General features: G+C 58.7%; 31 protein-coding genes. 22 read left to right on the top strand and 9 right to left on the bottom strand.

Going from position 1 to position 25,076, the window contains the following annotated elements:
* Positions 1-78: 78 nt before the first annotated feature.
* The 6 genes from ACR0KC_RS04480 to rpsF form a co-directional block, all read right to left on the bottom strand.
* Positions 79-933, bottom strand: coding sequence for an acyl-homoserine-lactone synthase (locus ACR0KC_RS04480; protein ID WP_170396444.1), 855 nt, complete (start codon positions 931-933; stop codon positions 79-81).
* A 119-nt stretch (positions 934-1,052) separates the two neighbouring features.
* Positions 1,053-1,754, bottom strand: coding sequence for an autoinducer binding domain-containing protein (locus ACR0KC_RS04475; RefSeq protein ID WP_170396446.1), 702 nt, complete (start codon positions 1,752-1,754; stop codon positions 1,053-1,055).
* 278 nt (positions 1,755-2,032) lie between these two features.
* Entirely contained in the window at positions 2,033-2,518 is a 486-nt protein-coding gene (locus ACR0KC_RS04470; RefSeq protein ID WP_170396448.1) for a lytic transglycosylase domain-containing protein, read from the bottom strand.
* 153 nt (positions 2,519-2,671) lie between these two features.
* Positions 2,672-3,292, bottom strand: a complete 621-nt coding sequence (gene rplI, locus ACR0KC_RS04465) for a 50S ribosomal protein L9 (protein ID WP_170396450.1) — start codon at positions 3,290-3,292, stop codon at positions 2,672-2,674.
* Between the two features lie 12 nt (positions 3,293-3,304).
* Complete coding sequence (gene rpsR, locus ACR0KC_RS04460; RefSeq protein ID WP_005608650.1) at positions 3,305-3,532, bottom strand: 30S ribosomal protein S18; 228 nt, start codon at positions 3,530-3,532, stop codon at positions 3,305-3,307.
* 27 nt (positions 3,533-3,559) lie between these two features.
* Entirely contained in the window at positions 3,560-3,913 is a 354-nt protein-coding gene (gene rpsF / locus ACR0KC_RS04455; protein ID WP_068332653.1) for a 30S ribosomal protein S6, read from the bottom strand.
* A 278-nt stretch (positions 3,914-4,191) separates the two neighbouring features.
* On the opposite strand from rpsF, the gene ACR0KC_RS04450 reads away from it, so the two are divergent.
* The gene (locus ACR0KC_RS04450; protein ID WP_255612061.1) at positions 4,192-4,701 is read left to right on the top strand and encodes a hypothetical protein; all 510 of its coding nucleotides are present in this window, start codon (positions 4,192-4,194) and stop codon (positions 4,699-4,701) included.
* A 126-nt stretch (positions 4,702-4,827) separates the two neighbouring features.
* Positions 4,828-5,400, top strand: coding sequence for a YceI family protein (locus ACR0KC_RS04445; protein WP_170646377.1), 573 nt, complete (start codon positions 4,828-4,830; stop codon positions 5,398-5,400).
* Positions 5,401-5,455: 55 nt separating this feature from the next.
* On the opposite strand, the gene ACR0KC_RS04440 is transcribed toward ACR0KC_RS04445, so the two are convergent.
* A complete protein-coding gene (locus ACR0KC_RS04440) occupies positions 5,456-6,685 on the bottom strand; it encodes a cytochrome b/b6 domain-containing protein (RefSeq protein WP_480705155.1) in 1,230 nt (409 codons plus the stop codon).
* Between the two features lie 172 nt (positions 6,686-6,857).
* Here ACR0KC_RS04440 and fabD point away from each other — a divergent pair, with 172 nt between their 5' ends.
* From fabD to mltG, 7 genes are all read left to right on the top strand, one after another.
* Positions 6,858-7,796, top strand: a complete 939-nt coding sequence (fabD, locus tag ACR0KC_RS04435; protein WP_480791088.1) for an ACP S-malonyltransferase — start codon at positions 6,858-6,860, stop codon at positions 7,794-7,796.
* A 44-nt stretch (positions 7,797-7,840) separates the two neighbouring features.
* On the top strand, positions 7,841-8,578 hold the full coding sequence (gene fabG, locus ACR0KC_RS04430; RefSeq protein ID WP_170396459.1) for a 3-oxoacyl-[acyl-carrier-protein] reductase: 738 nt from the start codon (positions 7,841-7,843) through the stop codon (positions 8,576-8,578).
* Between the two features lie 210 nt (positions 8,579-8,788).
* The gene (locus tag ACR0KC_RS04425; RefSeq protein ID WP_008756330.1) at positions 8,789-9,022 is read left to right on the top strand and encodes an acyl carrier protein; all 234 of its coding nucleotides are present in this window, start codon (positions 8,789-8,791) and stop codon (positions 9,020-9,022) included.
* 141 nt (positions 9,023-9,163) lie between these two features.
* On the top strand, positions 9,164-9,703 hold the full coding sequence (locus ACR0KC_RS04420) for a GNAT family N-acetyltransferase (RefSeq protein ID WP_170403143.1): 540 nt from the start codon (positions 9,164-9,166) through the stop codon (positions 9,701-9,703).
* A gap of 123 nt (positions 9,704-9,826) precedes the next feature.
* On the top strand, positions 9,827-10,570 hold the full coding sequence (locus ACR0KC_RS04415; protein WP_480791087.1) for a 1-(5-phosphoribosyl)-5-[(5-phosphoribosylamino)methylideneamino]imidazole-4-carboxamide isomerase: 744 nt from the start codon (positions 9,827-9,829) through the stop codon (positions 10,568-10,570).
* A 203-nt stretch (positions 10,571-10,773) separates the two neighbouring features.
* On the top strand, positions 10,774-12,039 hold the full coding sequence (fabF, locus tag ACR0KC_RS04410; protein ID WP_170396465.1) for a beta-ketoacyl-ACP synthase II: 1,266 nt from the start codon (positions 10,774-10,776) through the stop codon (positions 12,037-12,039).
* Positions 12,040-13,197, top strand: coding sequence for an endolytic transglycosylase MltG (gene mltG / locus ACR0KC_RS04405; RefSeq protein WP_170512919.1), 1,158 nt, complete (start codon positions 12,040-12,042; stop codon positions 13,195-13,197). It begins immediately after the preceding gene.
* Positions 13,198-13,310: 113 nt separating this feature from the next.
* On the opposite strand, the gene ACR0KC_RS04400 is transcribed toward mltG, so the two are convergent.
* Positions 13,311-14,570, bottom strand: coding sequence for a DEAD/DEAH box helicase (locus tag ACR0KC_RS04400; RefSeq protein WP_480771533.1), 1,260 nt, complete (start codon positions 14,568-14,570; stop codon positions 13,311-13,313).
* Positions 14,571-14,895: 325 nt separating this feature from the next.
* On the opposite strand from ACR0KC_RS04400, the gene ACR0KC_RS04395 reads away from it, so the two are divergent.
* Both ACR0KC_RS04395 and ACR0KC_RS04390 read left to right on the top strand, forming a co-directional pair.
* Entirely contained in the window at positions 14,896-15,783 is an 888-nt protein-coding gene (locus tag ACR0KC_RS04395; protein ID WP_170565911.1) for a DMT family transporter, read from the top strand.
* Positions 15,784-16,216: 433 nt separating this feature from the next.
* A complete protein-coding gene (locus ACR0KC_RS04390) occupies positions 16,217-17,587 on the top strand; it encodes a DNA-packaging protein (RefSeq protein WP_480771685.1) in 1,371 nt (456 codons plus the stop codon).
* Between the two features lie 73 nt (positions 17,588-17,660).
* Here ACR0KC_RS04390 and ACR0KC_RS04385 read toward each other — a convergent pair whose 3' ends face one another.
* Positions 17,661-17,915 (bottom strand): hypothetical protein, encoded by a 255-nt coding sequence (locus ACR0KC_RS04385; RefSeq protein WP_480705141.1) that lies wholly within the window; start codon positions 17,913-17,915, stop codon positions 17,661-17,663.
* A gap of 888 nt (positions 17,916-18,803) precedes the next feature.
* Between ACR0KC_RS04385 and ACR0KC_RS04380 the strand changes: the two genes are divergently transcribed.
* From ACR0KC_RS04380 to ACR0KC_RS04330, 11 genes are all read left to right on the top strand, one after another.
* Positions 18,804-19,964 (top strand): phage portal protein, encoded by a 1,161-nt coding sequence (locus ACR0KC_RS04380; RefSeq protein WP_480771532.1) that lies wholly within the window; start codon positions 18,804-18,806, stop codon positions 19,962-19,964.
* Positions 19,957-20,175, top strand: a complete 219-nt coding sequence (locus ACR0KC_RS04375; protein ID WP_170635229.1) for a GTA head formation protein, RCAP_rcc01685 family — start codon at positions 19,957-19,959, stop codon at positions 20,173-20,175. Before ACR0KC_RS04380 ends, ACR0KC_RS04375 begins: the two co-directional genes overlap by 8 nt.
* Positions 20,176-20,201: 26 nt before the next feature.
* On the top strand, positions 20,202-20,747 hold the full coding sequence (locus tag ACR0KC_RS04370; protein ID WP_480771531.1) for an HK97 family phage prohead protease: 546 nt from the start codon (positions 20,202-20,204) through the stop codon (positions 20,745-20,747).
* A 30-nt stretch (positions 20,748-20,777) separates the two neighbouring features.
* Positions 20,778-21,956, top strand: coding sequence for a phage major capsid protein (locus ACR0KC_RS04365; RefSeq protein WP_480771530.1), 1,179 nt, complete (start codon positions 20,778-20,780; stop codon positions 21,954-21,956).
* A gap of 172 nt (positions 21,957-22,128) precedes the next feature.
* On the top strand, positions 22,129-22,728 hold the full coding sequence (locus ACR0KC_RS04360) for a head-tail connector protein (RefSeq protein WP_480771529.1): 600 nt from the start codon (positions 22,129-22,131) through the stop codon (positions 22,726-22,728).
* Complete coding sequence (locus tag ACR0KC_RS04355) at positions 22,725-23,063, top strand: phage head closure protein (protein WP_480771528.1); 339 nt, start codon at positions 22,725-22,727, stop codon at positions 23,061-23,063. Before ACR0KC_RS04360 ends, ACR0KC_RS04355 begins: the two co-directional genes overlap by 4 nt.
* Positions 23,060-23,473, top strand: a complete 414-nt coding sequence (locus ACR0KC_RS04350; RefSeq protein WP_170422219.1) for a DUF3168 domain-containing protein — start codon at positions 23,060-23,062, stop codon at positions 23,471-23,473. The genes ACR0KC_RS04355 and ACR0KC_RS04350 overlap by 4 nt, the downstream gene beginning before the upstream one ends.
* A gap of 20 nt (positions 23,474-23,493) precedes the next feature.
* Complete coding sequence (locus ACR0KC_RS04345; RefSeq protein WP_170396490.1) at positions 23,494-23,907, top strand: phage major tail protein, TP901-1 family; 414 nt, start codon at positions 23,494-23,496, stop codon at positions 23,905-23,907.
* Entirely contained in the window at positions 23,907-24,221 is a 315-nt protein-coding gene (locus tag ACR0KC_RS04340; protein WP_480762597.1) for a gene transfer agent family protein, read from the top strand. Before ACR0KC_RS04345 ends, ACR0KC_RS04340 begins: the two co-directional genes overlap by 1 nt.
* Entirely contained in the window at positions 24,218-24,427 is a 210-nt protein-coding gene (locus tag ACR0KC_RS04335; protein WP_480771527.1) for a rcc01693 family protein, read from the top strand. The genes ACR0KC_RS04340 and ACR0KC_RS04335 overlap by 4 nt, the downstream gene beginning before the upstream one ends.
* On the top strand, positions 24,414-25,076 hold the full coding sequence (locus tag ACR0KC_RS04330; RefSeq protein ID WP_480762595.1) for a phage tail tape measure protein: 663 nt from the start codon (positions 24,414-24,416) through the stop codon (positions 25,074-25,076). The genes ACR0KC_RS04335 and ACR0KC_RS04330 overlap by 14 nt, the downstream gene beginning before the upstream one ends.

The following is a 25,076-nucleotide window of genomic DNA, read 5'->3' as shown; positions in this document are numbered from 1 at the left end:
TTAGGGGTCAAAAAAAAGCGGAGCCGTCTCGAATTAGACGGCTCCGCATGGGTGGCTTTGTACTATGAGGTGAGGGGGTCAGGCCTCATGAGCAAAAGCACGGGGGGTCTGTAACAGAGCGGTCTTCTGCTCTGGGGTGAATGTGTCGGACAGCGCTTCGATCAGTTTCAGCACTGCCTGCCTTTCTTCTTCCGTCTTGGCCGCACTCATCTGTTCGACAAAGTACTTCTCAAGATCGGTGAGCGGCTTGTGGTCACGATTTGCCGGGCTGAGTTTGGCGGCCTTTTTGGCCTCGAAGAACTCCAACGCCTTTTCTTCTTCGATAAAGACATCGTGGTGAATGTCTGCGAATTCGCGAAGACCCGAAATCCTTTCTTCTGTGCAATCCAGCAACGCCGCCATTGCCGGTACCTTGCCCATCGGAACGGTTTCGCCCACATAGTCGTAAGGCGCACAGTTCGAGCGTTTGAGAACGCGGTTCATAACCGGGTCAATCACGGTGATGATGTCCTGGATACCCGCACTACGGCAGTATTCCAGAGATCCGATCATCAGCTCACAGGTCGCGTAAGAAACCGAGTTCTTCTCTTTTCCTCGGGTCAGTCGCTGCGTGTCGACGCAGAAGCGGGTGGATTCCCACATGGTCGCGCTGCGCATTGGCGCTTCGCCGCATAAGATATCCGAGAACACATCTGAAAGCATGTGCGGGCCGGTTGTCTGGAGTGCACGTACTGCGGCTACGACGTTCCCCTCATCGTCGAGACCAATTACGTATGCAGGATCCAGGTGATCGAACTGATCGATTTCTTTGCCGTCTTCGATGTGGACATCCCATCCAAGTCGTCCACCAAAAACCCGAGCGCGCAGTTCGAACATATCGTCAAGAACTTCGGTGAACAGATGTCTGTTCAGCCCATCAACTACCAAAATCATGTTAACCCCCTTCGAGTGATCTGTCTGTGGATAAGACGTTACCCGGTTTCCACAGCGAATCTATTGGGGGTTTCCCGTAATATTGGCTTTTTTTAGCCCAATTTCGGCAAAATTTGGCTTTATCCTGGGTAGATTAAGCCGATTCCGATGGCCCGACCGACAGCCTGCGGAGTCGTCAGTGCATTAAGCTTTTCGCGAGAAGAGCGCAAGTGCACCTCAACCGTGCGGTGCGAAATCGACAGGATATCGCCGATATCTTGTTGCGATTTACCCGCTGCGGCCCATTGCAAAATCTCCAATTCTCGGCTGGAGAGGGTCGGGTGGTACAGCATCCGGCTGATCGTATCCGATGTCATGACATTGTCATGGATGTGTACGGCCAATGATTGCAGGTCACTTATCACGTTGGGCACCAGTTTCTTCCACTCATCCCGGCTGCACTCGCGCACTGCGCTAAGCAAGCCGATATCTCCGTACGGCCCGCGAACCGGAATCGTAATGCCTTGATCTGGAATGCCAAAATCATGTGCATCGCGAAAAACGCGCTGGAAATCTTTACCGCGTTCCAGACGGCTCCAGTCGACCGGAGCGATACTGCGCTGGCTCATGTGCAGCGTCGGATCGATCAGGTGCAGGCCTTGCTCTTGATAGTGGGTTTTCCAGTCGTCCCCATAAGTCACATGGCCGTGAATCGTACCTGCAGCAGGATTCATACCCGCATAGGCTGCGTGGTCCATTTCATATTTGTCACAGACCTGACGCAGGAACTCGTCATACCGAGTATCCTGTTCGGGAAGAGTGCTGAGATCAACAATATCCATACGGTAACGACCAGTTAGACCCGAGTGAGCGGGCGGATCCCCTTGGCCAGGAAAATGATACTGTCTTCCCTGACGTCAAGCAGGACACCACATTTCGCTTGTCAAGACAAGAAGATGTGGGAAATGTCTGCCTTTTATAGGTAAATGTGCCTTTCGGGCACACAATTACGCACCTTTAAAAGATTTAACGTCAGAGTTGTGCAGTAGGTCATGGGATTCGCCGTGGCATTTCGAAGGTTATGTATGTGCATTACAATCGAAATGCGAATAAAACATGCCTATTCTGTGGCAGAAACCAGACCCGTCTCGACGAGCATGCCCCTGGCCTTTGCTTCGGGCCAATATCCTTTGGCATAAAGAAAGATGGCACGTTGTTGATCTCCATCAGACAAAAGCCAGGCGCCTCGCAGGTATTTTCCGGCAAACTCCAGATTGGTATCGGCGTCCAGCAGGCCTTTGGCATTTCCAGTGTAACCCATTGATCGCGCAGTGGCCGGGAGGATTTGCAGAAGCCCATAATAGGGCCGGTTCACCGCCCACGGTCGATGTGTGCTTTCACGGATGGCCAGCTTGTGCACCAGCTCCCGCGGGAGCTCGTAGTGGTCAGCCCATTTATTGATCGAGGCGCGAAGCTCGGGTGTTTCATTGGGGTAGAGGGGGGGATCGAAGGTATCGCCGGAACCCGAGCTGCCAGGACTGCCACAAGCTGCAAGCGGCGCCATAAGCAACAAGGTTAAGACGCGGCGACGAAGGAGGGGGGTCATCAAAATACTCCTGATTGCGAATGGCGATGATATGAAACCTTCGCCGGTCTGCAAGGCCAGGCGAACAATCGGGCTGAATTTTGCTTGCGATGTAACAAAAAGAAAAAGGGCCGCGTAAAAGCGCGGCCCTTTGAAATTGGATATGCAGCCAGATCAGGCTTTTGCTTCGTCTTCTTCGACCGGAGCTTCTTCGGCAACCAGATCTTCGTCTTCCGAAGCGGCAGAGCCTATGTCGTCGAAAAGTTCGGCGATTTCGAATTCGGCAGCGGCTTCTTCTTCAGCAGCCAGTTCCTGGATCGATTTGCCCGATGCCTGCAGTTCGGCTTCTTCTTCCGAACGTGCGACGTTCATCTTGATCTCGACTTCTACCTCGGGGTGCAGGTTGACTGCGACCGAGTGCAGACCCAGTTCCTTAATCGGAGCGATCAGGGCAATCTGTTTCTTGTCGACGGTGAAGCCAGCTTCGGTTGCGGCGTCTGCGGCATCACGCGGGGTGACCGAACCGTACAGTGCGCCGGCATCCGATGCCGAACGAATCACGATGAACTGCTGACCGTCCAGCTTTTCAGCCAGCGCTTCAGCTTCTTTCTTGGTTTCCAGGTTGCGTGCCTCAAGCTGGGCTTTCTGGGCTTCGAACGACGCGATGTTGGCGTTCGATGCGCTCAGCGCTTTGCCTTGGGGCAGCAGGAAGTTGCGGGCGTAGCCGGGCTTGACGTCAACGACGTCGCCCATCTGACCCAGTTTCGCAACGCGTTCCAGAAGGATAACTTGCATGTCAGTCTCTCCTTACTTCACGGCGTAGGGCAGCAGGGCGAGGAAGCGGGCGCGCTTGATAGCACGGGCCAGTTCACGCTGCTTTTTCGCCGAAACGGCGGTGATGCGCGAAGGTACGATCTTGCCACGCTCAGAGATGTAGCGCTGCAGCAGACGGGTGTCTTTATAGTCGATTTTCGGCGCGTTCTCACCCGAGAACGGGCAGACCTTGCGGCGGCGGAAAAATGGTTTTGCGGCCATGGTTTATGTCCTTTCGTCAGGCGTTGATCAGCGGCGCTCGCGGCGGCCTTCGCGCTCATCGCGCTTCTGCATCTGGACCGAAGGGCCCTCGGCATGCTCGTCGACCTTGATGGTCAGAACTCGCATCACGTCATCATGCAGGCGCATCAGGCGTTCCATTTCCTGAACCGCACCCGAAGGGGCATCGGTTTTCAGGAAGGCATAGTGGCCTTTGCGGTTCTTGTTGATCTTGTAAGCCATCGTCTTGACGCCCCAGTACTCGCTTTCGACGACGTTGCCGCCGTTGTCAGCCAGAACGGTGCCGAAATGTTCGACAAGGCTTTCTGCCTGCGCGTTGGACAAATCCTGACGCGCGATCATTACATGCTCATACAGTGGCATGTGCACTCCTGTTTATATCAAGGCGCATTTCAAAGGCGGGGCCATATGGTCCTTCGCGACCCTGCCACGAGAGGCTGCGCGATTCATAACTCCTGCGAAGGATGGCCCCGTATACACGTTTGAGCGGGCGGGGCAAGCCCTGCCACATATGCCTTTGTGAAGTCGCCCTATTTCCACTGGTGCGCCCAATTCCTGACGCTTTTCGCCCCGAGGTTGTTCATGAAGCCGGGAGAACCCGGTAGATTGGAAAACATAGACAGGGCAAGACAATGGCCGTCATGAACACAAACACTTTTGAACAATCGGCACCTGCCGCGGTATTTGATAAATCCGTCCCCGTGCTGATTACGTTTGCGCCGAATTGGCGGGCTCGGATGTTTCTTCTGCGTGCCGTTGGTGTCTTTCTGATTGTGTCGGCCTTTTCGATGTGGTTGATGCCGGGTTCGGTTATGGGGGCCGAGGTTTGGCCTATCAAGTTAGTCGCTTCGCTGATGTTCTTGATTGTTGGCGTCAGCCTGCTGACCATCGAGGTGATGGATGCGCGCCCAGACGCCTACTTTGACCCAATCCGCCGCGAGGTTCGCATTCTTCAGAAAAACGAAAACGGTCGGCCGCAAACGGTATTGCGCCGCAGCTACGACTCGCTGGGTGGCGCGCGTTTCGCTGACGACCAGGTCGAACTGTACGATGTAGACGGAAGCCTGCTGATGAAGCTGCCACTGGAATCGGCGGATGTTGGCTCAGCGCTCAAAGGTCAACTCAGCCAAAACGTAACAATTTTCGCCTGACTTTTATTCTGTTCAAAAAGGAACAGAAGTTGTGAATCAAAAAAACTTGTGTGCTGCCCTTGGGCAGCACATTTTTGTTATCGAGCAACCCATTCGGTTTGCATTCACAAATTTGCGGAGATTGTCATGAAATCCACCCTTCTTGCTGCTGCTTTGGCCGTATCAGCGACCTCGGCGTTTGCCAGCGCCGAGAAATACGTTCTGGACCCCAGCCACAGCCAGGTCATCTTCAGCTATAACCACCTTGGCTTTTCGACCACCACGGGCATGTTTTCGGGCTTTGAGGGCGAAATCATGTTTGATCAGGAAGACCCGGCAGCATCGAGCGTGACTGTTTCGATGCCGGTCGTTGAGATGATCACCGGTTGGAAACCGCGCGAAGATCACTTCATGACCGAAGATTTCTTTGGCGCAGCCGAAGGTGATCTGGTGACCTTCACTTCAACTGGTATTGAGGTCACTGGCGAAAACACAGCCAACATCACCGGTGATCTGACCATGAATGGTGTCACCAAATCCGTGGTTCTGGATGCCAAGCTTAACCAGGTGGGTGAGCACCCGATGGCGGGCAAGCCATGGGCCGGATTTGACGCCACCACAACGCTGGTGCGCAGCGATTTTGATTTGGGCCAATTCGCTCCATTCGTGGGTGACGAGGTCGAGGTCAATATTTCGATCGAGGCGCAGAAGGCCGACTAATCCCTTCATGATCCCAAAAAAAGAAACCGTCGGGGTTATGCGCCCCGGCGGTTTTTCATTTGTCGTCGCGTTCTGCCGTCAATTCAACTGCAACGATAACCGTGAACCCCAACGAATCTTCGGTGGGTTGCGATGTTCCAACGTCGAAATCCATTCGGTTGAGTTCCAGATTCCCCGACATCGTCGCTGCATCGTCGGCCAGTTCCAGCGTAAATGGCAGGACGACATCGATAGATTTGTCCCGGATTGTCAGAGGTCCTCGCGCCTCATAACCCGCATCCGTTTTGAACAGGTCGGCCTTAAATTGAGCCGTAGGAAACTGCGCACTGTCAAAAAAATCCGCACCCATCGCTTGGTCGGTGACTGTGCCGATGCTGAGTGAACCAATGGCAATCGTTACATCGACGGAACCGGCCAACCCCGGCTCGGCGGGATCCTCAAACGCTATCGCTGCAGTCCAGTCTGCAAACTCGCCGCTTACGGGACTGCCCAGTTGCGAGATAGTAATCGACAGGGATCCGTCTTCGACCTCCCATTCCGATTGAACTTGCGCAAGTTCGGCCGTGTCTTCGGATGCTTTGGACTGGTCGTCAAAGACACCGTTGGACCAACCTCCAACCAGCACCGCGCCCCAGATTGCCAAGGCGGCGAAGGCGGGAACAATGGAATGGTGCTGTGCCGGGGGTTCCGGCGCGTCCGATTGGCCGGGCAGCATACGGCGCAGGGTGCTGTCTTTGTCCACGACATGGTGTTTCAGCGCGCCCGCTATGTGCAGCACGAGTGCCACACCCAGGGCCCAGACGAAAAGCCAATGCAGGCTGGCGCTGATGTCGGCAAGGAAAGCTGACTTCGGAATAAGCGGCAGGTTCTGACCAAGGGGCCATAGGATCGGCGCGAAGCCGTCGGTGGCGGCGTGGTGGATCCAGCCGCTGAGCGGAGCCAGAACAAGCGAGCCGTACAGCAGCCAGTGCACAGTTTCGGCGGCGAAGGCCTCGGGTTTGTTTTCAGCGTTCAGCAAGCCCGGCTTCGTCTGGGTAACAGCCCAAAGGATTCGGGCCAGTGCGACGAAGAACACGGTAACACCAATGGTTTTGTGCAGTGAAAACAGCTGGGCGGCGCGGGCGATGTCATCCTCGGTCGTGGGAATGCTCGGATCGTAAATCGCATGGGCCAATTGGTTCGCGAACCAGCCCAGCGGCAGAGCCGTCAGGATCAGTAGCGCGGTCAGCCAGTGAAATGCTTTGGTTACACCACCATAGCTGGACCGGGTGTTGGTAAGGGGCATCGATTGGCTCTCCGAGTTTCTGAATTGAGGGTAAGTTAAATGGATGCCGTGTGGACACAAGACAGAGAAATGCACAGTAAAGGTGTCCTGATGCAGAACGCAGGCAATGCTTGTGCCGCGCCGATTGTCAGTTTAAACCCCGCCGAAATCTGACGTCACGCAAGAGGCACCAATGACACGCGCGTTTGTTTTCCCCGGGCAGGGCGCCCAGACCATCGGAATGGGCAAGGCCTTGGCTGAGGCATATCCAGCCGCCCGCGCCGTTTTCGATGAGGTCGATGAGGCCTTGGGCGAAAAACTGAGCGATCTGATCTGGGACGGCGATATCGCAGAGCTGACCCTGACTCAGAATGCACAGCCCGCGCTGATGGCAACCTCGATGGCCGCAATGCGCGCACTTGAGGCCGAAGGCGTTTCGATTTCAATGGCATCTTATGTGGCGGGTCACTCGCTGGGTGAATACTCGGCGCTGGCTGCGGTCGGAGCTTTGACGGTTGCCGATACTGCCCGCCTGCTGCGGACGCGCGGGCAGGCGATGCAAAGTGCAGTGCCGGTGGGCGAGGGCGCAATGGCCGCCATTCTGGGGCTCGATCTTGAAGCGGTGCGCGCCGTTGCGGAAGAGGCCGCGCAAGATGAGGTCTGTCAGGCTGCCAATGACAATGACCCAACCCAGGTAGTCGTTTCTGGTTCAAAAGCCGCTGTTGAGCGCGCAGCCGAGATCGCCAAGGAAAAAGGTGCCAAGCGTGCAATTATGTTGCCGGTAAGTGCTCCATTTCACTGTGCGCTGATGCAGCCTGCGGCAGATGTAATGGCAGAGGCTTTGGCCTCGGTTGAAATCAAAGCGCCTACCGTGCCTTTGGTTGCGAATGTTCGCGCCGAAGCTGTGGCTGATCCAGATATGATCCGTCAGTTGCTGGTGGAACAGGTCACCGGCTCGGTTCGGTGGCGTGAGAGCGTACAGTACATGGTCGCGCAGGGTGTGACCGAAGCGTGGGAGATCGGCGCGGGCAAAGCTCTGTCGGGAATGATCCGCAAGATCGATCGAGCATTGGCGTGCACAGCGGTCGGGACGCCTGAAGATGTACAAAAAGCCGTTAACCCCGGCGCATGAACAAGGGACAGCCGCCGGTTTCGGCGGCCAGAGAGGAAACATAGATGTTTGATTTGACAGGTAAGAATGCGTTAATCACCGGTGCTTCGGGTGGTATTGGCGGCGATATCGCCCGCGCGCTTTACGACGCTGGTGCAACTGTTGGCCTTTCCGGAACGCGCGTGGAGCCTCTGCAAGCTCTGGCCGACAGCCTTGGCGATCGTGCGCATGTCTTGCCGTGTAACCTTAGCGATCCCGAAGCCGTCGAGGCCCTGCCGAAACAAGCGGCTGAGGCGATGGGCTCGGTTGATATTCTGGTGAACAACGCAGGCATCACACGCGACAACTTGTTCATGCGCATGTCGGATGAAGAATGGCAGAGCGTGATCGACGTGAACATGACCGCAACGATGAAGCTGTGCAAAGGCGTGATCAGGGGCATGATGAAGGCGCGCTGGGGTCGGATCGTCAATGTCTCGTCCGTTGTGGCTGCGATCGGAAACCCAGGGCAGGCGAACTATGCTGCCTCCAAGGCCGGCATGATCGGCTTTTCCAAGGCGCTGGCGCATGAGGTTGCGACCCGTGGCATTACCGTTAATGCGGTTGCGCCGGGCTTTATCACCACCGCGATGACCGAGAAGCTGACGGATGAGCAAAAGAAGGGTCTGCTGCTCAAGGTTCCGGCCGGTCGTATGGGTGATCCGCAGGAAATCGCAGCCGCTGTGCTGTATCTGGCAAGCCCTGAAGCAGGTTATGTTACCGGAAGCACCTTGCATGTGAATGGCGGTATGGCCATGTTGTAATCGCAATTCAGGGTGGGCGCGAAAGCGTTTGCCTTGTGCGTTGTCTGTGCTATAGGCGGCGCATATGCGCAGGAACCGGTCCAAGGGCCGGTTCTCTGATTTCCCGGGGACCCGGGACCCAAACCGCCCGGAAAGGGCAAAACAAGTCCACCCCGAACGGGCAAGGGCAGAACCGGGCGGACAGCCCTGAAATTGAAATGAGGAATAGACATGAGCGACGTCGCAGATCGCGTAAAGAAGATCGTTGTTGAGCACCTGGGTGTTGAAGAGGACAAGGTTGCCGAAAACGCCTCGTTCATCGACGATCTGGGCGCAGACAGCCTGGACACCGTTGAGCTGGTAATGGCGTTCGAAGAAGAGTTCGGCATCGAGATTCCGGACGACGCAGCCGAGACCATCCAGACCTTTGGCGACGCGGTCAAATTCATCAGCGAAGCTTCCTAAGCTGACCTGACTGAGACAAAAACGGCGCTTCCGGGCAACGGAAGCGCCGTTTTTTTATGCTCTGCCACATTTCGCGCTTGCTTTGAGGCGTTGAGGCTCCGCACTCTGACACCTGAGGCAAGTTTCTGAGCGGGCAAGGGCATGATAAGATCCACCCCGATGATCAATACGGCGCGTCTGACCTTGTGTGCTATGCGCCCCGAGGATTTCAACCGGTTCGCCGAAATCTGGCGCGACCCCGAAGTTGTACGCCATATCGGAGGCACCCCGAAAACGCGCGGCGAGGCGTGGGATTCTTTCCTGCGCAACGCTGGACATTGGCAGATGACCGGGTTCGGTCAATGGGGTGTGATGCTGCAGTCGAATCGTACTCTGATCGGGCAAGCCGGGTTCTTCTATGGCAACCGGTCTCTGGGCGATGATTTCGATGGTTTTCCCGAAGCCGGCTGGGTTCTGGCCCCGGACATGCAGGGGCAAGGATACGGGTGTGAGGCCGCGCAGGCGGCGCACGACTGGTTCGACCGGATCATTCCGGGCCCGTTGGTTGCGCTGATCGACGCGGACCATGCAGCCTCACAGCGATTGGCTGAAAAGCTGGGCTACAAGCTGTTGCGCGAAGCTGAATACCGCGACACCCCCGTTCATCTGTTTCGCCGTGACGGACCTCCTACACGGGTGTGAAACGCATTAGGCAGTGCGATGCCGCAAAATGGACGAGCTTTGCCGATCTTGTGAAACAAAGCGGCAAACTGAGACTCTATGCTATCGTGGAATTACGGAATGATTCAGCGGAGGATATGAATCATGATGATTTACCCCACGATGGAGTTGCAGAACGGTCGGTGCGTTACGCTGGACAAGGGGCGTCTGAATGAAGCGATGATCTGGCATGTCGATCCGGTCGAGACCGCGCGCGGCTGGTCTGCGGCTGGAGCGGAATGGATGCAGCTTACGGATTTTGACGCGATCGAAGGCCGGGATACCAATTCAGAACTGATCGAAGAAATCATTCGCTCCTCTGAAATGTCAGTGCAGTTGGCAGGGGGGATGCGGACCCGCGAGCATGTTGAACATTGGATCAATAAAGGGGCTGGCCGAATCGTGATTGGCACACTTGCGGCTTGGGACCCGCAGTTGGTTAAGGAATTGGCTAAGCTTTATCCCGATCAGATCGTGTTGGCGGTCGATGTTTGGCAAGGGCAAGTGATGACCGAAGGTTGGCGCAGCCAAAGTGCGTTTACCCCGGAAGCCTTCATCGAAGCTTTCGCGGATACGCCTCTTGCAGCCATTCTGGTGACCGATATCGATAGCGATATGGAAGACGTCGAGGCGCAGCTGGGTCTGATTTCAGGACTGGCCGAAAAATCGCGTACACCGATCATAGCCAGCGGTGTCGTGCGTACCAGCGACGATATCTCTCGTCTCGCCTATATCTCGAATATTTCGGGTGCGATCGTTGGCCGGGCACTGTTCCGCAAGTCCGTCGATCTGTCCGAAGCACTGGAAGTCGCCCAATCGGCACACGAGCCAGTCGCCGAGTTCCAGTAAACTTCAGTACCAGACGACCCGCCTTTCCCGTTGAAGGAAGGGCGGGTTTTTGCTTTTCAGGCATCGTTCAACTCAATTGACAGAGGATTTGAACAGGTTACGGCACAAGGTTGCCGGTTCAGAATATGCCGTTGCTCTTGCCCCCGCACCCCGGGCCGGGGTATGAGCGGTTCTCATAACAGGAAGCAGGCAAGAGGCACTTCATGCGCAGAGTCGTTGTAACCGGTCTTGGATTGGTCACTCCTTTGGCCAGTGGGGTTGAGGAAACATGGTCACGGCTGCTGGATGGAGAATCCGGCGCAGGACCAATCACGCAGTTTGATGCCGAGGCAAGCGGGGTCACCACGACCTATGCCTGCGAAGTGCCGCGCGGAGATGGCACCAACGGGACGTTTAATCCTGACGATTGGATGCCGCCGAAAGAACAGCGCAAGATTGAAGATTTCATCCTATATTCCATCGCTGCAGCCGAGATGGCTTGCAAGGATGCCAATTGGCTGCCCGAAGACGAAGAAGACCGCCTGCGCACGGGCGTTCTGATTGGGTCCGGTATCGGTGGGCTGGGATCAATTGCCAACACGGCCAACCTGATCCGCGACAAAGGTCCGCGCAGGGTTTCTCCGTTCTTTATCCCGGGCGCGCTGATCAATCTGGCCTCGGGGCAGGTTTCGATCCGTCATGGGTTCAAGGGGCCGAACCACTCGGTCGTGACTGCTTGCTCGACCGGTGCTCATGCGATCGGTGATGCCAGCCGCATCATCCGCGCCGGGGATGCAGACGTGATGATCGCAGGTGGAGGCGAGGGCTGTATTTGCGAAATCGGTATCGCCGGCTTCAACGCCTGCAAGGCGCTGTCGACCAAATACGCCGATGATCCAAAGAAAGCGAGCCGCCCCTATGACATCGACCGCGACGGTTTCGTCATGGGCGAAGGTGCAGGCATTGTAGTTCTTGAGGATTACGAACACGCCAAAGCGCGCGGTGCCAAGATTTATGCCGAGGTTCTGGGCTATGGGATGTCGGGTGACGCTTATCACATAACCGCGCCGTCCGAGGATGGCGACGGGGCCGAACGCTCGATGAAAGCAGCGCTGCGTAGTGCGGGGCTTGAGCCGAAGGATCTGGATTATATTAACGCGCATGGGACCTCGACCATGGCGGATACGATTGAGCTGGGCGCGGTAGAACGCCTGCTGGGGGATCACGCCAGCAACGCGACGATGACTTCGACCAAATCAGCCACTGGTCACCTGCTGGGCGCCGCTGGCGCGATTGAGGCGATCTTTTCGATCCTTGCGATCCGCGATCAGGTTGCACCGCCGACCATCAACCTGGACAACCCTGCGGTGGAGACTCCGATCGACTTGGCACCGAATGCAAAACGAGAGCGTGAGATCAACGTGGCTTTGTCGAACTCGTTCGGGTTTGGCGGCACCAATGCAAGTGTGATCTTCGGAAAGGTCAGCTAAATGTGGCGAGCGCTCGCTTCGAATGCGTTGACAATACTGATCGTTGGGCTGTTCCTGATGGGCGGTGTCGTCCTGTGGGGGCAGTCGCAATACAAGTCCGAAGGACCGCTGGAAACCGCGATCTGCCTGCAGGTAAAGCCAGGCTCCAACATGACACGGGTCAGCCGTGACCTCGAGGATCAAGGTGCGATCAGCAGCGGGTTGATTTTCCGCTTAGCTGCTGATTACACAGACAAATCTCAGCAGCTGAAAGCGGGTAGCTTTCTGGTTCGCGAAGGCGCGTCGATGGAGCAAATCGTCGACGACATAACTCATAGCGGCGCCAGCACTTGCGGGACCGAGATCGAATACCGCATTGGCGTGACCCGTATGCAGACCCGCGTGCGTGAGCTGAACCCGGCGACTCTGGATTTTGATGAGGTGGCTTCCTTTGTGATCGGCGAAGAGGACGCCCCGGAAGTTTATGCAGAAAAACGCGGTGAGGCGGATACGCGTTATCGCATCTCCTTAGCTGAAGGCGTCACCAGTTGGCAGATTGTCGAGTCGCTGAAGGCGATGGATTTGCTAACCGGCGAAGTAGCCGAATTGCCAGCTGAAGGGATGTTGGCCCCTGACAGTTATGAGGTCAGACCCGGTGAAGATCGGAATGCAATTCTTGCTGAAATGCAGGAAAAACAGCAGCTTAGAATCAACGCGGCGTGGGAGGGGCGTCAGGATGGTTTACCTCTGAACAGCCCCGAAGAGATGCTGATTTTGGCTTCGATCATCGAAAAAGAAACAGGTCAGCCGGAAGAGCGTGGCCAGGTAGCCAGCGTTTTCGTTAACCGTCTGAACCAAGGTATGAGGCTGCAGACAGACCCGACGGTGATCTATGGTGTAACCAAAGGGCAGGGTACTTTGGGTCGCGGTTTGCGGCAAAGCGAACTGCGCCGTGCGACGCCTTGGAACACCTATGTCATCGAAGGGCTGCCGCCGACCCCGATTGCCAATCCGGGTCTTGCGAGCCTTGAGGCTGCGGTGGCACCTGACAACACGGACTTCATCTTCTTTGTTGCGGACGGAACCGGTGGTCATGCCTTTGCCGAGACCCTGCAAGAGCACAATCGCAACGTCGCAAAGTGGCGTGAGATCGAGGCCGAGCGGAATTCCGGGAACTGATTCAATCGTCCGTGTTGTACAGGTTTGAAACGGCACTTTGTCCGACTTGTACAACACGAATCTCTGACCCCGATAAAGCAACGGCCCGGTCAATCGACCGGGCCGTTTCTTATTTAGGCCGCTTTCGCGCGACGCGGTCGGCGGCGTTTCTGACCGCCCGGTTTGGGCGCACCAGAGTGCTGAGGTTTCGGGCCGCGACGGCGGTTGCTTGGGCGGCGCGGAGTTTTCTTTGGTGAGATTGCTTCAGGCATCTCACCGCTGGCGACCGGGATTTCGATCTTCATCAGCTTCTGAATCTGACGCAGCAGGTCGACCTCTTCCGCCGAGCAGAAGGCGATGGCCTCGCCCTCGCGGCCTGCGCGAGCCGTGCGGCCGATGCGATGGACATAGTTGTCCGGTACCTCGGGCAGGTCGTAGTTGATCACATAGGCCACGCCCGGAATATCGATGCCGCGCGCGGCGACGTCGGTAGCGACGAGGACGTTCACCTCACCCGCGCGGAAGGCCTTGATGGCGCGGTCGCGTTGACCCTGGCTTTTGTTGCCGTGGATCGAGGCTGCGTTGAAACCATCGGCAACGAGACCCTTCATCAGTTTTTCAGCCCCGTGTTTTGTGCGGGAGAAGACCAACGTCAGCGCGTCCATGTCAGCCGAGAGGATCTCGCGCAGTTTGGCGGGTTTTGCAGGCTTTTCAACAAAGTGGATCGACTGCGTGATCTTGTCGGCTGCTTTGCCGGGGGGCGAGACCTGCACCCGTTGCGGGTTGGTCAAATAGGCACGGCTGAGCTCTTCCATTTGCTTCGGCATGGTGGCTGAGAACAGCATGGTTTGGCGCGGCGTGCCCAGTTCCGGCGCGATCCGACGCAGGGCGTGGATGAAGCCCATATCGAGCATCTGGTCAGCCTCGTCCAGCACGAGGTGCTTGACTGAACCCAGATTAACTGCACCGCGATCCATCAGGTCGATCAGGCGACCGGGGGTGGCGACAAGAATATCGGTGCCGCGCGCCAGAAACATGATCTGCTTGTTGATCGACTGACCGCCAACCACGGTCGCGACGCGGATCTTGGTCTTTTTGGTCAGGTTACGCAGGCTGTCCGCGATCTGGTTCACCAACTCGCGGGTGGGCGCGAGGATCAGCGCCTTGGCGGTTTTGGGATTGGGCTTGCCGGGCTGGGCCAGCAGATGGTCGATCAGCGGCAGGCCAAAGGCCAATGTCTTACCTGTACCGGTCTGGGCGAGGCCAAGGATATCGTGACCATTCAGGGCCAGCGGGATCGCCTGGTTCTGGATCGGGGTCGGTTGAGTGAAGTTGGCGCGTTTGAGCGCATCATTTAGAGCGGGCGCAAGGCCAAGCATATCGAAGTCGAACAAATATCTATCCTTTACAGCCCGAGGCAATGGCCCACGGGCAAGTCGTGATGGGCCGCATCCGCGACCGGCAGGGGTTGTGCGAAACCTCAGGACGTGCAGGCGTTCCCTGCAGCATCTGGTTGTCGCGTCAAGAACCCTGCGTGATGGGGAACTATGGGTGAATCGGGCGCTGTTGGGGGCGGTGTCGCCCACGTGCTCACGCGGTAGCGCTGTTTGAGGGGCACATGCGCCTTGCGGTCGCGATTGTCAAGCGCCGTGTCGGCCATAAGCTTGCGCGGGTTGCGCGTTTGCCAGATACGGTTCGGAAGGTTTTATGAGTCGGGTCATGACATTCAGAGCTTTACACGGAGCGGATTTGAGGACCGCCAGCGTCGCCCTTGTCATCGGCGGGATGATGTGGGGGCTGTACTGGATTCCGGTTCGCTACTTTGTCGACCAAGGACTGGATGGCCCATGGCCCGGTATTGTGATGTACACCTCGGCGTTGATCGTACTGACGCCTTTCCTGATGCGCGAACGGCAAGCGCTTTTGAAAGACTGGCGCGGGCTGATCTTGAGCGGGATGTTTACCGGTGCTGCGTTCAGCTTGTTTACCATCAGTCTGGTTTACACAGATGTCGTCCGGTCAATCCTGCTGTTCTATCTGACACCGGTCTGGGGAACGATCCTTGGAATGGTGTTTCTGGGTGAACGTCTTGGCCCGGCGCGCGTGCTGGGCTTGCTCTGCGGTCTGGGTGGCATGTTCATCGTGCTTGGCGGAGAACAGGGGTTTCCCTGGCCGCGCAATACTGGAGACTGGCTGGCCCTGATCTCGGGGATCACTTGGGCGATGGGATCGCTGGGGCTTTATCGGACGTCCGGTATCTCTGTTCCGGGGCAGGTTTTTGCCTTTGTTTCAGGCGCTTTGGTGTTGTCTCTGCTGAGCGTTCCATTCGGCGGCGGTTTGGCGTCATCAGAGGCAGTCGGCGAGATGGTTATACGTATCGGCCCGGTCGCGTTGCTGTCGGTCCTGTACACCTTGCCGATGTTTTTTCTGACGATTTGGCCCGCAACCAAGCTGACCCCGGCACGCGTTGGTCTACTGCTGATGAGCGAAGTTGTGGTGGGCCTGATCTCGGCGGCGGTCTTCTCGGGCGAGCCGTTTGGGATGAGAGAAGCATTGGGTGCGGCGTTGATCGTAAGCGCTGCGTTTCTTGAGGTCATGCGGGGCTGATCGTTAACCGATCGGACGCCGGGTGTTGCATCTGCGTTGCGTAACGCATTGACTTTGCGCACTTTTCTTGGTAGAAATTATGTCATGCTAGAAGAGGTGGGCAACGGCCCCGGGGCGACCCGGCGGTCGTTTTTCGTTTCTCTCGTGCGGAAAAACTCACGCATGAGGTCACAGGCAAACATGACTTTGATTACCCCGGAAGAGCGGATTTCTCAGACGGCTGATTTGTTGCAGTCGCTTGAACGATCCATTCGCGATCTGCGCCAAGCAGCGGAAGAACTGCGAAAACAGATCGGTGCCGGGGAGGATGCAGACCTTGCCGGAACAGGCAAGCAACTGGGTCAGCTAGAGGGGCTGATCCGCAGTTGCCAGAAAGTGGAGACAAGCTTTGTCGAACAACATCACAGACAAGCCGGAATTGCCCAAGGGGGCTATGCGCTCGACCTTGATCGGGCACGATCTGAGATCGGGTGCAGGCTGGCTCGCCTCCGCGCCTGCTGCGGTGCAGGACAGATTTCTGAGTGAGATCGGGGAGGGGGGGCTGTGTGCCCTCCCTTTCCTGTTCGAGTTCTGGGCGCTGCCGCATCAGCTGCCGCCTGAGGGGGACTGGCGGTCATGGGTGATCATGGGCGGGCGTGGGGCCGGTAAGACGCGGGCGGGGGCCGAATGGGTGCGGTCGGTGGTCGAGGGGTCTTTGCCGTTGGAGAAGGGTGAGGCCAGTCGCGTGGCTCTGGTCGGTGAGACCTTCGATCAGGTGCGCGATGTGATGATCTTTGGTGATAGTGGGATCTTGCAGTGTTCACCGCCGGATCGGCGGCCTGTTTGGAAGGCGTCCGAACGCAAGCTGGTTTGGCCTAACGGGGCCGAGGCGCAGGCGTTTTCGGCACATGATCCCGAGGGGTTGCGCGGGCCGCAATTCGATGCGGCCTGGGTGGATGAGCTGGCCAAGTGGAAGAAGGCGGGCGAGACCTGGGATATGTTGCAATTTGCGCTGCGGCTGGGGGAACGGCCGCGGGTCTGTGTGACCACGACGCCGCGCAATGTGAAGGTTTTGAAGGAGTTGCTGGCGTCTCCGTCCACGGTACAGACCCACGCGCCGACCGAGGCGAACCGGGCCAATCTGGCGGGTTCCTTTTTGGAAGAGGTACGCGCGCGCTATGCCGGCACGCGGCTGGGGCGGCAAGAATTAGACGGGGTGTTGCTGTCGGATGCCGAGGGCGCGTTGTGGACGGGTTCGATGCTGGAGGCGGCGCGCTGTGCGCAGGTGCCCGCATTGGACCGGGTTGTCGTGGCGCTGGACCCGGCGGTGACGGCGGGGTCGGATGCAGATGCCTGCGGGATCGTGGTCGTTGGTGCTCAGCTACAGGGGCCACCCGAGGACTGGCGGGCCTATGTACTGGCTGACCGGACGGTGCAGGGCGTTGGCCCGGCTGGCTGGGCGCAGGCGGCGATTGACGCGATGGATGAGTTCGGGGCCGAACGGCTGGTGGCCGAGGTCAATCAGGGCGGGCAACTGGTGGAAGAGGTCGTGCGGCAGGTGGACCCTCTGGTGCCTTATCGCGCGGTGCGGGCGTCACGCGGCAAGGTCGCGCGGGCCGAGCCTGTAGCGGCGCTATACGATCAGGGGCGTGTGGCCCATTTGGCCGGGTTGGACTCGCTGGAGGAGCAGATGTGCCAGATGACCGCGCGCGGGTTCGAAGGGCAGGGCTCACCCGACCGGGTCGACGCGCTGGTCTGGGCGCTGCATGAGTTAGTTGTGGGGCCTGCGGGGGCGTTTAGAAGGCCGAGGGTGCGGAGTTTGTGAGCACTCTGAGGGGTGCTCTACAAACAATCATATTTCTCCTAAAGGGCTGATCTTTCGCTGGGCGCATTCAGGTTCAGGGCGTTGGGTATTCTTGATTCCAACTGTCCTCGTATTCGCCGAGCAACCGGGACAACGTCAGCAGCGAAGAAAACAGCCTTGCGTGGACATCCGGCGACATCATTGTTTTGTAGTCATCAAGTAGCTGCACAAGAACGACTACGTTGGAGGCAAACACCTCATAGACGTGTTTGTCGGCAGCAGTAGGTTCATTGGTCCAGTATTTGTGCGTATCGGAGTGTCCAGACGGCACAGGTTCGTTTTCAGTCATCGGGTGGCCTCTTCAATTTGAAGCACACGTGGGGGCATGTGAAACGCAGACAATTGCCGTGGCATGAAATCACAAAAACTTGGCGGTGATTGCAAAGGATTTAGGCTATCGGTTGAACAAACTTCTGAATCTTGCAATCAGCCAAGCTAGAGTCTGGGTCAGGGCTCGCCCGACCCGGTCGACCCGTTAGTCTCTGCGTTGCATGAGTTGGTTGTGGAGCCTGCGGGGGTCTATCGGCGGCCTTGGGTGCGGGCGCTATAGCAGTTTCACTGCCCAGTTTAAGTGCTGTTAAGTAGCAAAATGTGGCACTAGCGAGCAGGTACAGACAGTATTGTCCAGTGTCGCGCGTGAGCTATCACTTGCGCGCCTTCGCTTTGCCTGTCGCTGATTGCGCCGCGTTCGTGCTTTGGGCAAGCAATCAAAAAAGATCCATCGTTGACGGGTTCGCGGATCTCTCGATTTTCACTGATGATTTGGCAAACGTCTTCGGGTGTCGGGTAGGGTCTGACTGGATTTAAGCCTGAGGTTCCGGCTTCGGTATACTTGAAGGTCGTTGGTTCTGCGCTGTAATCCAAATTTGGTCCGAAACATCCCGACACTGCTAAAAGCAAGACCGGTACGATTGCTTTGGTTAAATTCATGAAACCTCACTACATTCTTGAAAACCATAAAGTTATATTTCAGGAGTATTCGAACAGAATCTTCGCGTCTAGATTGAATGCGTGCGAGCAGTGGTTTTACGGTGAACTCTCTGAATTCGCTCTAGTTCTATTTCACGTCATGTATCCGTTGCCCAACCCCCGTACGCCCCATTCCCGAGACTTAAACTTCTTTCCGTCATAACTCCTTTCAACAAGCCGGGCAGAGCGGCGGCAGAAAGGAGCACAGATGGTATTCGATTTCTTGCGTCGTGGATCGGCTGGGGAAGCGCCCGAGGCGAAGGCGAGCGCAGCGGGGCCTGTGGTGGCGTGGCAGACGGGCGGGCGCGTGGCGTGGAGCCCTCGGGACGCGGTGTCGCTGACGCGGACGGGGTTTTCGGGGAACCCGGTGGGGTTTCGCTCGGTAAAGCTGATTGCCGAGGCGGCGGCGGCTTTGCCTCTGGTGCTGCAGGATCAGGCGCAGCGGTTTGATGTGCATCCGATCCTGAGCCTCATGCGCCGTCCGAATGCGGCGCAGGGGCGGGCGGAATTGATGGAAGCGCTGTTTGGACAGTTGCTGCTGTCGGGCAATGCTTATGTTGAGGCGGTTCAGGCCGATGAAGGTTTGCCGATAGAGCTGCATGTCTTGCGCTCGGACCGGATGAGCGTGGTGCCGGGGGCGGATGGGTGGCCCAAGGCGTATGACTACGCTGTGGGCGGCAAGAAGCACCGGTTTGCGGCGGAAAACATCTGTCATATCAAGTCATTCCATCCGCAGGATGATCATTACGGGTTCTCGCCGATGCAGGCGGCCGCGATGGCGATAGATGTGCATAACAGCGCGTCTCGGTGGTCGAAATCGCTGCTGGATAATGCGGCGCGGCCTTCGGGGGCGCTGGTGTGGAAGGGTGATGGCCACGGGGTGATGGCCGAAGATCAGTTTCGGCGTCTGTCGGACGAGATCGAGCAGAACTATCGCGGGGCGCGGAATGCTGGGCGTCCGATGGTTCTGGAAGGGGGGCTGGATTGGAAGCCGATGGGCTTCTCGCCCTCGGACATGGAGTTTCAAAAGACCAAGGAAGCCGCCGCCCGTGAGATCGCGCTGGCCTTTGGGGTCCCGCCGATGCTGCTGGGGATCCAAGGCGATGCGACCTATTCGAACTATCAGGAGGCCAACCGGGCGTTTTATCGCCTGACCGTGCTGCCCCTGGTGACGCGGGTGGCGGCGGCGGTGTCGGAGTGGCTGGCGGGGATCTCGGGTGAGGATTTGGTGCTGAAGCCGGATCTGGATCAGGTGCCCGCGCTGTCGGCGGAACGCGATGCGCAATGGGCGCGGGTCAACGGTGCCGATTTCCTGACGGATGCGGAAAAACGTGCGTTGCTGGGGCTGCCGGAGCGTGGCGATGGGTGACGGGTATCCTCCGTTCGACTGCGCGCCGGGCCTGCGTCTGGCCGCGCATGAGCGGGTGGCCGAGATCCAGCACGCCCACCTGTGTCGGCGGCTGGATCAGATCGAAGAGATGATGGAGCGGCTGGAGAAGCGGTTGTGGCTGACGGTTTACGGCGTGGCGGCGGTGATTTTGGCGCAGGCGTTTCAGTCGTTACTGGTGGTAGCGCCGTAATGTCAGTGGGTTACATGGAGAAGTTCATGGATTTAGAACATAAATTCGCTCGGTTTGGCGACGGGTTGTCGGTGTCCGAGGATGCGGTGATCGAAGGGTATGCCAGCCTGTTTGAGCAGGTCGATCAGGGCAGCGATGTGGTGCAGCGCGGGGCGTATACGGGCTCGCTGGAGGGGCTGGCAAAGGCGGGTCAGCGGGTCAAGATGCTGTGGCAGCACGATCCGGCGCAGCCAATCGGCGTCTGGGATGAGGTGCGCGAAGACGACAAGGGCCTGTGGGTCAAAGGCCGTCTGCTGGAGGCCACGCAAAAGGGCCGTGAGGCTGCCGAATTGATCCGGGCGGGCGCTATGGATGGCCTGTCGATTGGCTATCGCACCAAACGGGCCGTGAAGAATGACAAGGGCCAGCGGGTCCTGACTGAACTGGAGCTATGGGAGGTGTCGCTGGTGACTTTCCCGATGCTGCCCAGTGCGCGGGTGGCGGCGAAAGGCGTGGAGCCTGACGTTGAAAACACCTGGCGCAGTATTGCTGAGGTGTTCAACGACGCCCGGCAGGAGCTGGCGCGGATCTAGCGCCTCTAACCCCCCAATAAGGAAGTGCTGATGAGCAAGACCGAGACCCCGGCCTTGACCGGAGAGGGTGCGCCCCTGGTTCAGGAGGTGAAGCAGGCGATGGCTGGCTTCGTGAATGAATTCAAGGAACTCAAGGCTGAAGTTAAAACCCAACTGCAACAGACAGAAGAGCGACTGACCATGCTGGATCGTAAATCAACCATCGCGGCGCGTCCGCATCTTGCGGCCTCGATCGAGGACGGCGCACCGCATCAGAAGGCCTTTGACGCCTATGTGCGTTCGGGCGAGGATGACGGGTTGCGCGGGCTGGAGATGGAATCGAAATCTTTGTCGACGGCGGTGAACAGTGATGGCGGATTTCTGGTTGATCCGCAGACCGCTGAGGCGATCAAATCGGTACTGAATTCAACCGCTTCGATCCGTTCGATTGCGTCAGTGGTAAATGTCGAGGCGAACTCATTTGACGTTCTGATTGACCACACGGATGTGGGTGCGGGCTGGGCTGATGAAAGCTCCGCCACAGCGGAAACTGGTACGCCGTCGATTGATCGGATTTCGATCCCGCTGCACGAGCTGAGCGCGCTGCCCAAGGCGTCGCAGCGTCTGTTGGATGACAGTGCGTTTGACGTCGAAGGCTGGCTGGCCGGTCGCATCGCCGACAAGTTTGCACGGGCCGAGGCGGCGGCGTTCATCAATGGTGATGGTGTGGACAAGCCCAAGGGTATCCTGACCCACCGCACGATGGAAAACGGCAGCTGGGGCTGGGATAGCCTGGGTTATGTCGCGTCGGGCATTGATGGTGGCGTCGATGCCGATGCGATTGTGGACGTGGTCTACGCGCTGGGCGCGCAGTACCGGGTGAACGGCACTTTCGTGATGAACTCGAAAACCGCTGGTCTGATCCGCAAGCTGAAGGACAGCGATGGCCGCTTCCTTTGGTCGGATGGCTTGGCCGCTGGTGAGCCTGCGCGTCTGATGGGCTATCCGGTACTGATCGCCGAGGACATGCCGGATGCGGCGACCGACAGCTATTCGATTGCCTTCGGTGACTTCCAGTCGGGCTACACCATAGCCGAACGTCCCGATCTGCGCGTGCTGCGCGATCCGTTCAGCGCCAAGCCGCATGTCCTGTTCTACGCGACCAAGCGCGTGGGCGGTGATGTGAGCGATTTTGCTGCAATCAAACTGCTGAAATTCGGCATCGCCTAAGCGGTGGCGGATCCGGGGGGCTGCAAGGCCCCTCGGGCGGCGGGCGCGGGCCGGGGTGAGATCCCCCGCGTTGTCTAGCTGCTCCCCTCCGTCCGAGCAACGTGGGGCGGCGCGTGCCCGTCATTTTCCAAGGATACGGCCCCGGAGGGGTCCGAGATTGCGGAGTGAATGGATGATGTTGATCGAAGAAACCGCCATCGCGGATGCGGCGCTGCCGGTGGATCAGTTCAAGGCGCATCTGCGGCTGGGCACGGGGTTTGCCGAGGGCAATGTGCAGGACGAGGTGTTGAATGGCTTTCTGCGTGCGGCCATTGCGGCGATTGAGGCGCGCACCGGTAAGGTGCTGATAGAACGGGATTTCTCGTGGAGCCTGAACGGTTGGCGCGATCCAGCAGGTGAAGTGCTGCCGGTGGCCCCGGTGGTCTCGGTTGCTGCGATCACGCTGACGGATGCGGCGGGGACCGACACGGTTGTGGATGCCGAAGCTTACCGTTTGGAGCGCGACATGCAGCGCCCTCGGTTGCGTCCGGTTGGGGCCTGCTTGCCACGGGTGCAGACCGGCGGCTCGGTGAAGATTGCCTTCACTGTCGGGATGGCTACGGATTGGGGCGGGCTGCCCGCTGACCTTGGGCAGGCGGTGCTGCTGCTGGCGGCGCATTACTACGAATACCGCGAAGAGACGGCGCTGGGCGCGGGGTGCATGCCCTTTGGCGTGACAAGTCTGATCCAGCGCTATCGCACGGTGCGCTTCGGCGCGGGGGTGACGCAATGAGCGCGCCGCGACTGAACCGCAAGCTGGTGCTGGAGGCTCCGGTGCGCAGTGCCGATGGTGCGGGCGGCTATACCGAGACATGGGCTGCGCTGGGCGCGCTTTGGGCCGAGGTGACGGCACGTAGCGGGGCGGAACGCGCGGTCGGTGGCGCCTCAGTGTCGCGGGTTGGCTATCGGATCGTAGTCCGGGGCGCACCTGAGGGGTCCTCGATGCGGCCTACGCCTGATCAGCGATTTGTTGAGGGGGCGCGCCGGTTTGTCATTCGTGCAGTGGCCGAGCGCGATCCACGCGGCCAGTACCTGACTTGTTTCGCAGATGAAGAGGTGGCCGCATGAGCTATGGCGTTGCAGCCGCTTTGCAGGCGGCGGTGTTTCAACAATTGGCGGGGGATGCGCAGGTCAGCACCCTTTCGGGTGGTGCGATCTATGACGCGGTGCCGTCGGGAGTGTTGCCGCAAACTTACGTGACACTTGGCCCGGAAGAGGTGCGCGACGCGTCGGACCGGACGGGCGCCGGCGCGGTGCATCGGTTCACGGTCTCAGTGGTGTCCGAAGCGGCGGGCTTTGGCGCGGCCAAGACATTGGCGGGCGCAGTGTGTGACGCGCTGGAAGGCGCGGCGTTGACATTGGACCGGGGCCATCTGGTGGGGCTGTGGTTCGAACGCGCTAGCGCCCGACGCACGGGAACCGGCGGCGCGATCCGCCAGATCGATCTGAGATTCCGCGCCCGCGTGGAAGACGACTAAGCAATCAACGGAGAGAGCATATGGCTGCCCAGAACGGAAAAGACCTTTTGGTCAAAGTGGATATGAACGGCACCGGCCTGTTCGAGACCATCGCGGGGCTGCGCGCCACGCGGATCAGTTTCAACGCGGAAAGTGTGGATGTGACCAGCCTGGAAAGCCAAGGCGGGTGGCGCGAGCTGCTTTCGGGGGCCGGGGTCAAATCGGCCGCGATCTCGGGCTCGGGCGTGTTCAAGGATGCGGGCACAGATGAGCGTGCGCGCCAGCTGTTCTTTGACGGTGAGACGCCCGGCTTTCAGGTGATCATCCCCGATTTCGGTATTGTCGAAGGCCCGTTTCAGGTCAGCAGCATCGAATATGCGGGCTCGCACAACGGTGAGGCGACCTATGAGATGAGCATGGCAAGCGCCGGTGCGCTGAGCTTTACGGCGCTCTGATGGCCAATCCGTGGACGGGCGAGGTGGCGCTGGCCATCGATGGGGAGCAGCGGGTGCTCAAGCTGACATTGGGTGCTTTGGCGGAACTGGAACAGGAGCTGCAGGCCGGGTCTCTGGTCGAGCTGGTGCAGCGGTTTGAAGGCGGGGCTTATTCCAGCGGGGATGTGCTGGCGCTGCTTGTCGCCGGGTTGCGGGGCGGCGGTGCGCAGGTCTCACGCGAGGATCTGATGCATGCCGAGATTGCGGGCGGGCCGATGGCGGGGGCCAAGGCAGCGGCTGAGTTGCTGGCGCGGGCCTTCATGGTGCCCGAGTGAGCGGGTTCGACTGGCCCGTATTGATGCGGGCCGGGTTCCTCGGCCTGCGTCTGACGCCGGATCAGTTCTGGCATCTGACCCCCGCCGAGCTGCGGCTGATGCTGGGGCAAGGCGCGGGAATGCCTTCGATGAAGCGGGCGGGCCTGGATGCCTTGCTGGCGGCCTATCCGGACAAGACACAAGGAGAGCGTGATGACGGATCGTGATGGTTTTGACGACCTGCAGGAGCGGGGAGAGGCGCTGGGCGATGCGTTGGGCGACGCCGCGACAATGGCATCAGCGTTTGATGGTCAGATGCGGCGGATCAGGGCTGCGTTTGAAGAGACTGGAAAAGATGTGGCCACGCTGGAGCGTGGCATGTCGGGCGGGTTGCGCAAGGCTTTTGATGGCGTGGTGCTGGATGGGATGAACCTGTCGGGAGCGCTGGATGTGCTGAAGAACTCGATGATCCGCACGGCCTATTCGGCGGCCATCAAACCTGTGACGGATCATTTTGGCGGCATGCTGGCCAACGGGGTTGGTGGCTTGGTGCAGGGGATACTGCCCTTTGCGGATGGAGGCAGTTTTTCTCAGGGCCGTGTGATGCCGTTTGCCAATGGTGGGGTCGTTAGCAGCCCGACGATGTTTCCGATGCGAGGCGGCACCGGGTTGATGGGTGAGGCGGGTCCCGAGGCGATCATGCCACTGGCGCGCGGGGCCGATGGCAAGCTGGGTGTGCGGTCACAGGGCGGCGGGCGAGCGGTCAACGTGGTGATGAATATCTCAACACCGGACGTGCAGGGGTTCCGCCGCTCTCAGGGGCAGATTGCGGCGCAGATGAGCCGCGCATTGGGCCGCGGCAATCGCAACAGATAA

It is taken from the genome of Ruegeria sp. CF3 (assembly GCF_056537365.1).
Note: the sequence above shows the minus strand (reverse complement) of the source record. Positions and strands in the feature narration are given on the sequence as shown.

What these genes read in the sequence shown, in the direction of transcription:
- ACR0KC_RS04480 (WP_170396444.1), bottom strand. Translation starts at nt 933, where the DNA reads ATGATTTTGGTAGTTGATGGGCTGAACAGACATCTGTTCACCGAAGTT.
- ACR0KC_RS04475 (WP_170396446.1), bottom strand. Translation starts at nt 1,754, where the DNA reads ATGGATATTGTTGATCTCAGCACTCTTCCCGAACAGGATACTCGGTAT.
- ACR0KC_RS04470 (WP_170396448.1), bottom strand. Translation starts at nt 2,518, where the DNA reads ATGACCCCCCTCCTTCGTCGCCGCGTCTTAACCTTGTTGCTTATGGCG.
- rplI (WP_170396450.1), bottom strand. Translation starts at nt 3,292, where the DNA reads ATGCAAGTTATCCTTCTGGAACGCGTTGCGAAACTGGGTCAGATGGGC.
- rpsR (WP_005608650.1), bottom strand. Translation starts at nt 3,532, where the DNA reads ATGGCCGCAAAACCATTTTTCCGCCGCCGCAAGGTCTGCCCGTTCTCG.
- rpsF (WP_068332653.1), bottom strand. Translation starts at nt 3,913, where the DNA reads ATGCCACTGTATGAGCATGTAATGATCGCGCGTCAGGATTTGTCCAAC.
- ACR0KC_RS04450 (WP_255612061.1), top strand. Translation starts at nt 4,192, where the DNA reads ATGAACACAAACACTTTTGAACAATCGGCACCTGCCGCGGTATTTGAT.
- ACR0KC_RS04445 (WP_170646377.1), top strand. Translation starts at nt 4,828, where the DNA reads ATGAAATCCACCCTTCTTGCTGCTGCTTTGGCCGTATCAGCGACCTCG.
- ACR0KC_RS04440 (WP_480705155.1), bottom strand. Translation starts at nt 6,685, where the DNA reads ATGCCCCTTACCAACACCCGGTCCAGCTATGGTGGTGTAACCAAAGCA.
- fabD (WP_480791088.1), top strand. Translation starts at nt 6,858, where the DNA reads ATGACACGCGCGTTTGTTTTCCCCGGGCAGGGCGCCCAGACCATCGGA.
- fabG (WP_170396459.1), top strand. Translation starts at nt 7,841, where the DNA reads ATGTTTGATTTGACAGGTAAGAATGCGTTAATCACCGGTGCTTCGGGT.
- ACR0KC_RS04425 (WP_008756330.1), top strand. Translation starts at nt 8,789, where the DNA reads ATGAGCGACGTCGCAGATCGCGTAAAGAAGATCGTTGTTGAGCACCTG.
- ACR0KC_RS04420 (WP_170403143.1), top strand. Translation starts at nt 9,164, where the DNA reads ATGATAAGATCCACCCCGATGATCAATACGGCGCGTCTGACCTTGTGT.
- ACR0KC_RS04415 (WP_480791087.1), top strand. Translation starts at nt 9,827, where the DNA reads ATGATGATTTACCCCACGATGGAGTTGCAGAACGGTCGGTGCGTTACG.
- fabF (WP_170396465.1), top strand. Translation starts at nt 10,774, where the DNA reads ATGCGCAGAGTCGTTGTAACCGGTCTTGGATTGGTCACTCCTTTGGCC.
- mltG (WP_170512919.1), top strand. Translation starts at nt 12,040, where the DNA reads ATGTGGCGAGCGCTCGCTTCGAATGCGTTGACAATACTGATCGTTGGG.
- ACR0KC_RS04395 (WP_170565911.1), top strand. Translation starts at nt 14,896, where the DNA reads ATGACATTCAGAGCTTTACACGGAGCGGATTTGAGGACCGCCAGCGTC.
- ACR0KC_RS04390 (WP_480771685.1), top strand. Translation starts at nt 16,217, where the DNA reads ATGCGCTCGACCTTGATCGGGCACGATCTGAGATCGGGTGCAGGCTGG.
- ACR0KC_RS04385 (WP_480705141.1), bottom strand. Translation starts at nt 17,915, where the DNA reads ATGACTGAAAACGAACCTGTGCCGTCTGGACACTCCGATACGCACAAA.
- ACR0KC_RS04380 (WP_480771532.1), top strand. Translation starts at nt 18,804, where the DNA reads ATGGTATTCGATTTCTTGCGTCGTGGATCGGCTGGGGAAGCGCCCGAG.
- ACR0KC_RS04375 (WP_170635229.1), top strand. Translation starts at nt 19,957, where the DNA reads ATGGGTGACGGGTATCCTCCGTTCGACTGCGCGCCGGGCCTGCGTCTG.
- ACR0KC_RS04370 (WP_480771531.1), top strand. Translation starts at nt 20,202, where the DNA reads ATGGATTTAGAACATAAATTCGCTCGGTTTGGCGACGGGTTGTCGGTG.
- ACR0KC_RS04365 (WP_480771530.1), top strand. Translation starts at nt 20,778, where the DNA reads ATGAGCAAGACCGAGACCCCGGCCTTGACCGGAGAGGGTGCGCCCCTG.
- ACR0KC_RS04360 (WP_480771529.1), top strand. Translation starts at nt 22,129, where the DNA reads ATGATGTTGATCGAAGAAACCGCCATCGCGGATGCGGCGCTGCCGGTG.
- ACR0KC_RS04355 (WP_480771528.1), top strand. Translation starts at nt 22,725, where the DNA reads ATGAGCGCGCCGCGACTGAACCGCAAGCTGGTGCTGGAGGCTCCGGTG.
- ACR0KC_RS04350 (WP_170422219.1), top strand. Translation starts at nt 23,060, where the DNA reads ATGAGCTATGGCGTTGCAGCCGCTTTGCAGGCGGCGGTGTTTCAACAA.
- ACR0KC_RS04345 (WP_170396490.1), top strand. Translation starts at nt 23,494, where the DNA reads ATGGCTGCCCAGAACGGAAAAGACCTTTTGGTCAAAGTGGATATGAAC.
- ACR0KC_RS04340 (WP_480762597.1), top strand. Translation starts at nt 23,907, where the DNA reads ATGGCCAATCCGTGGACGGGCGAGGTGGCGCTGGCCATCGATGGGGAG.
- ACR0KC_RS04330 (WP_480762595.1), top strand. Translation starts at nt 24,414, where the DNA reads ATGACGGATCGTGATGGTTTTGACGACCTGCAGGAGCGGGGAGAGGCG.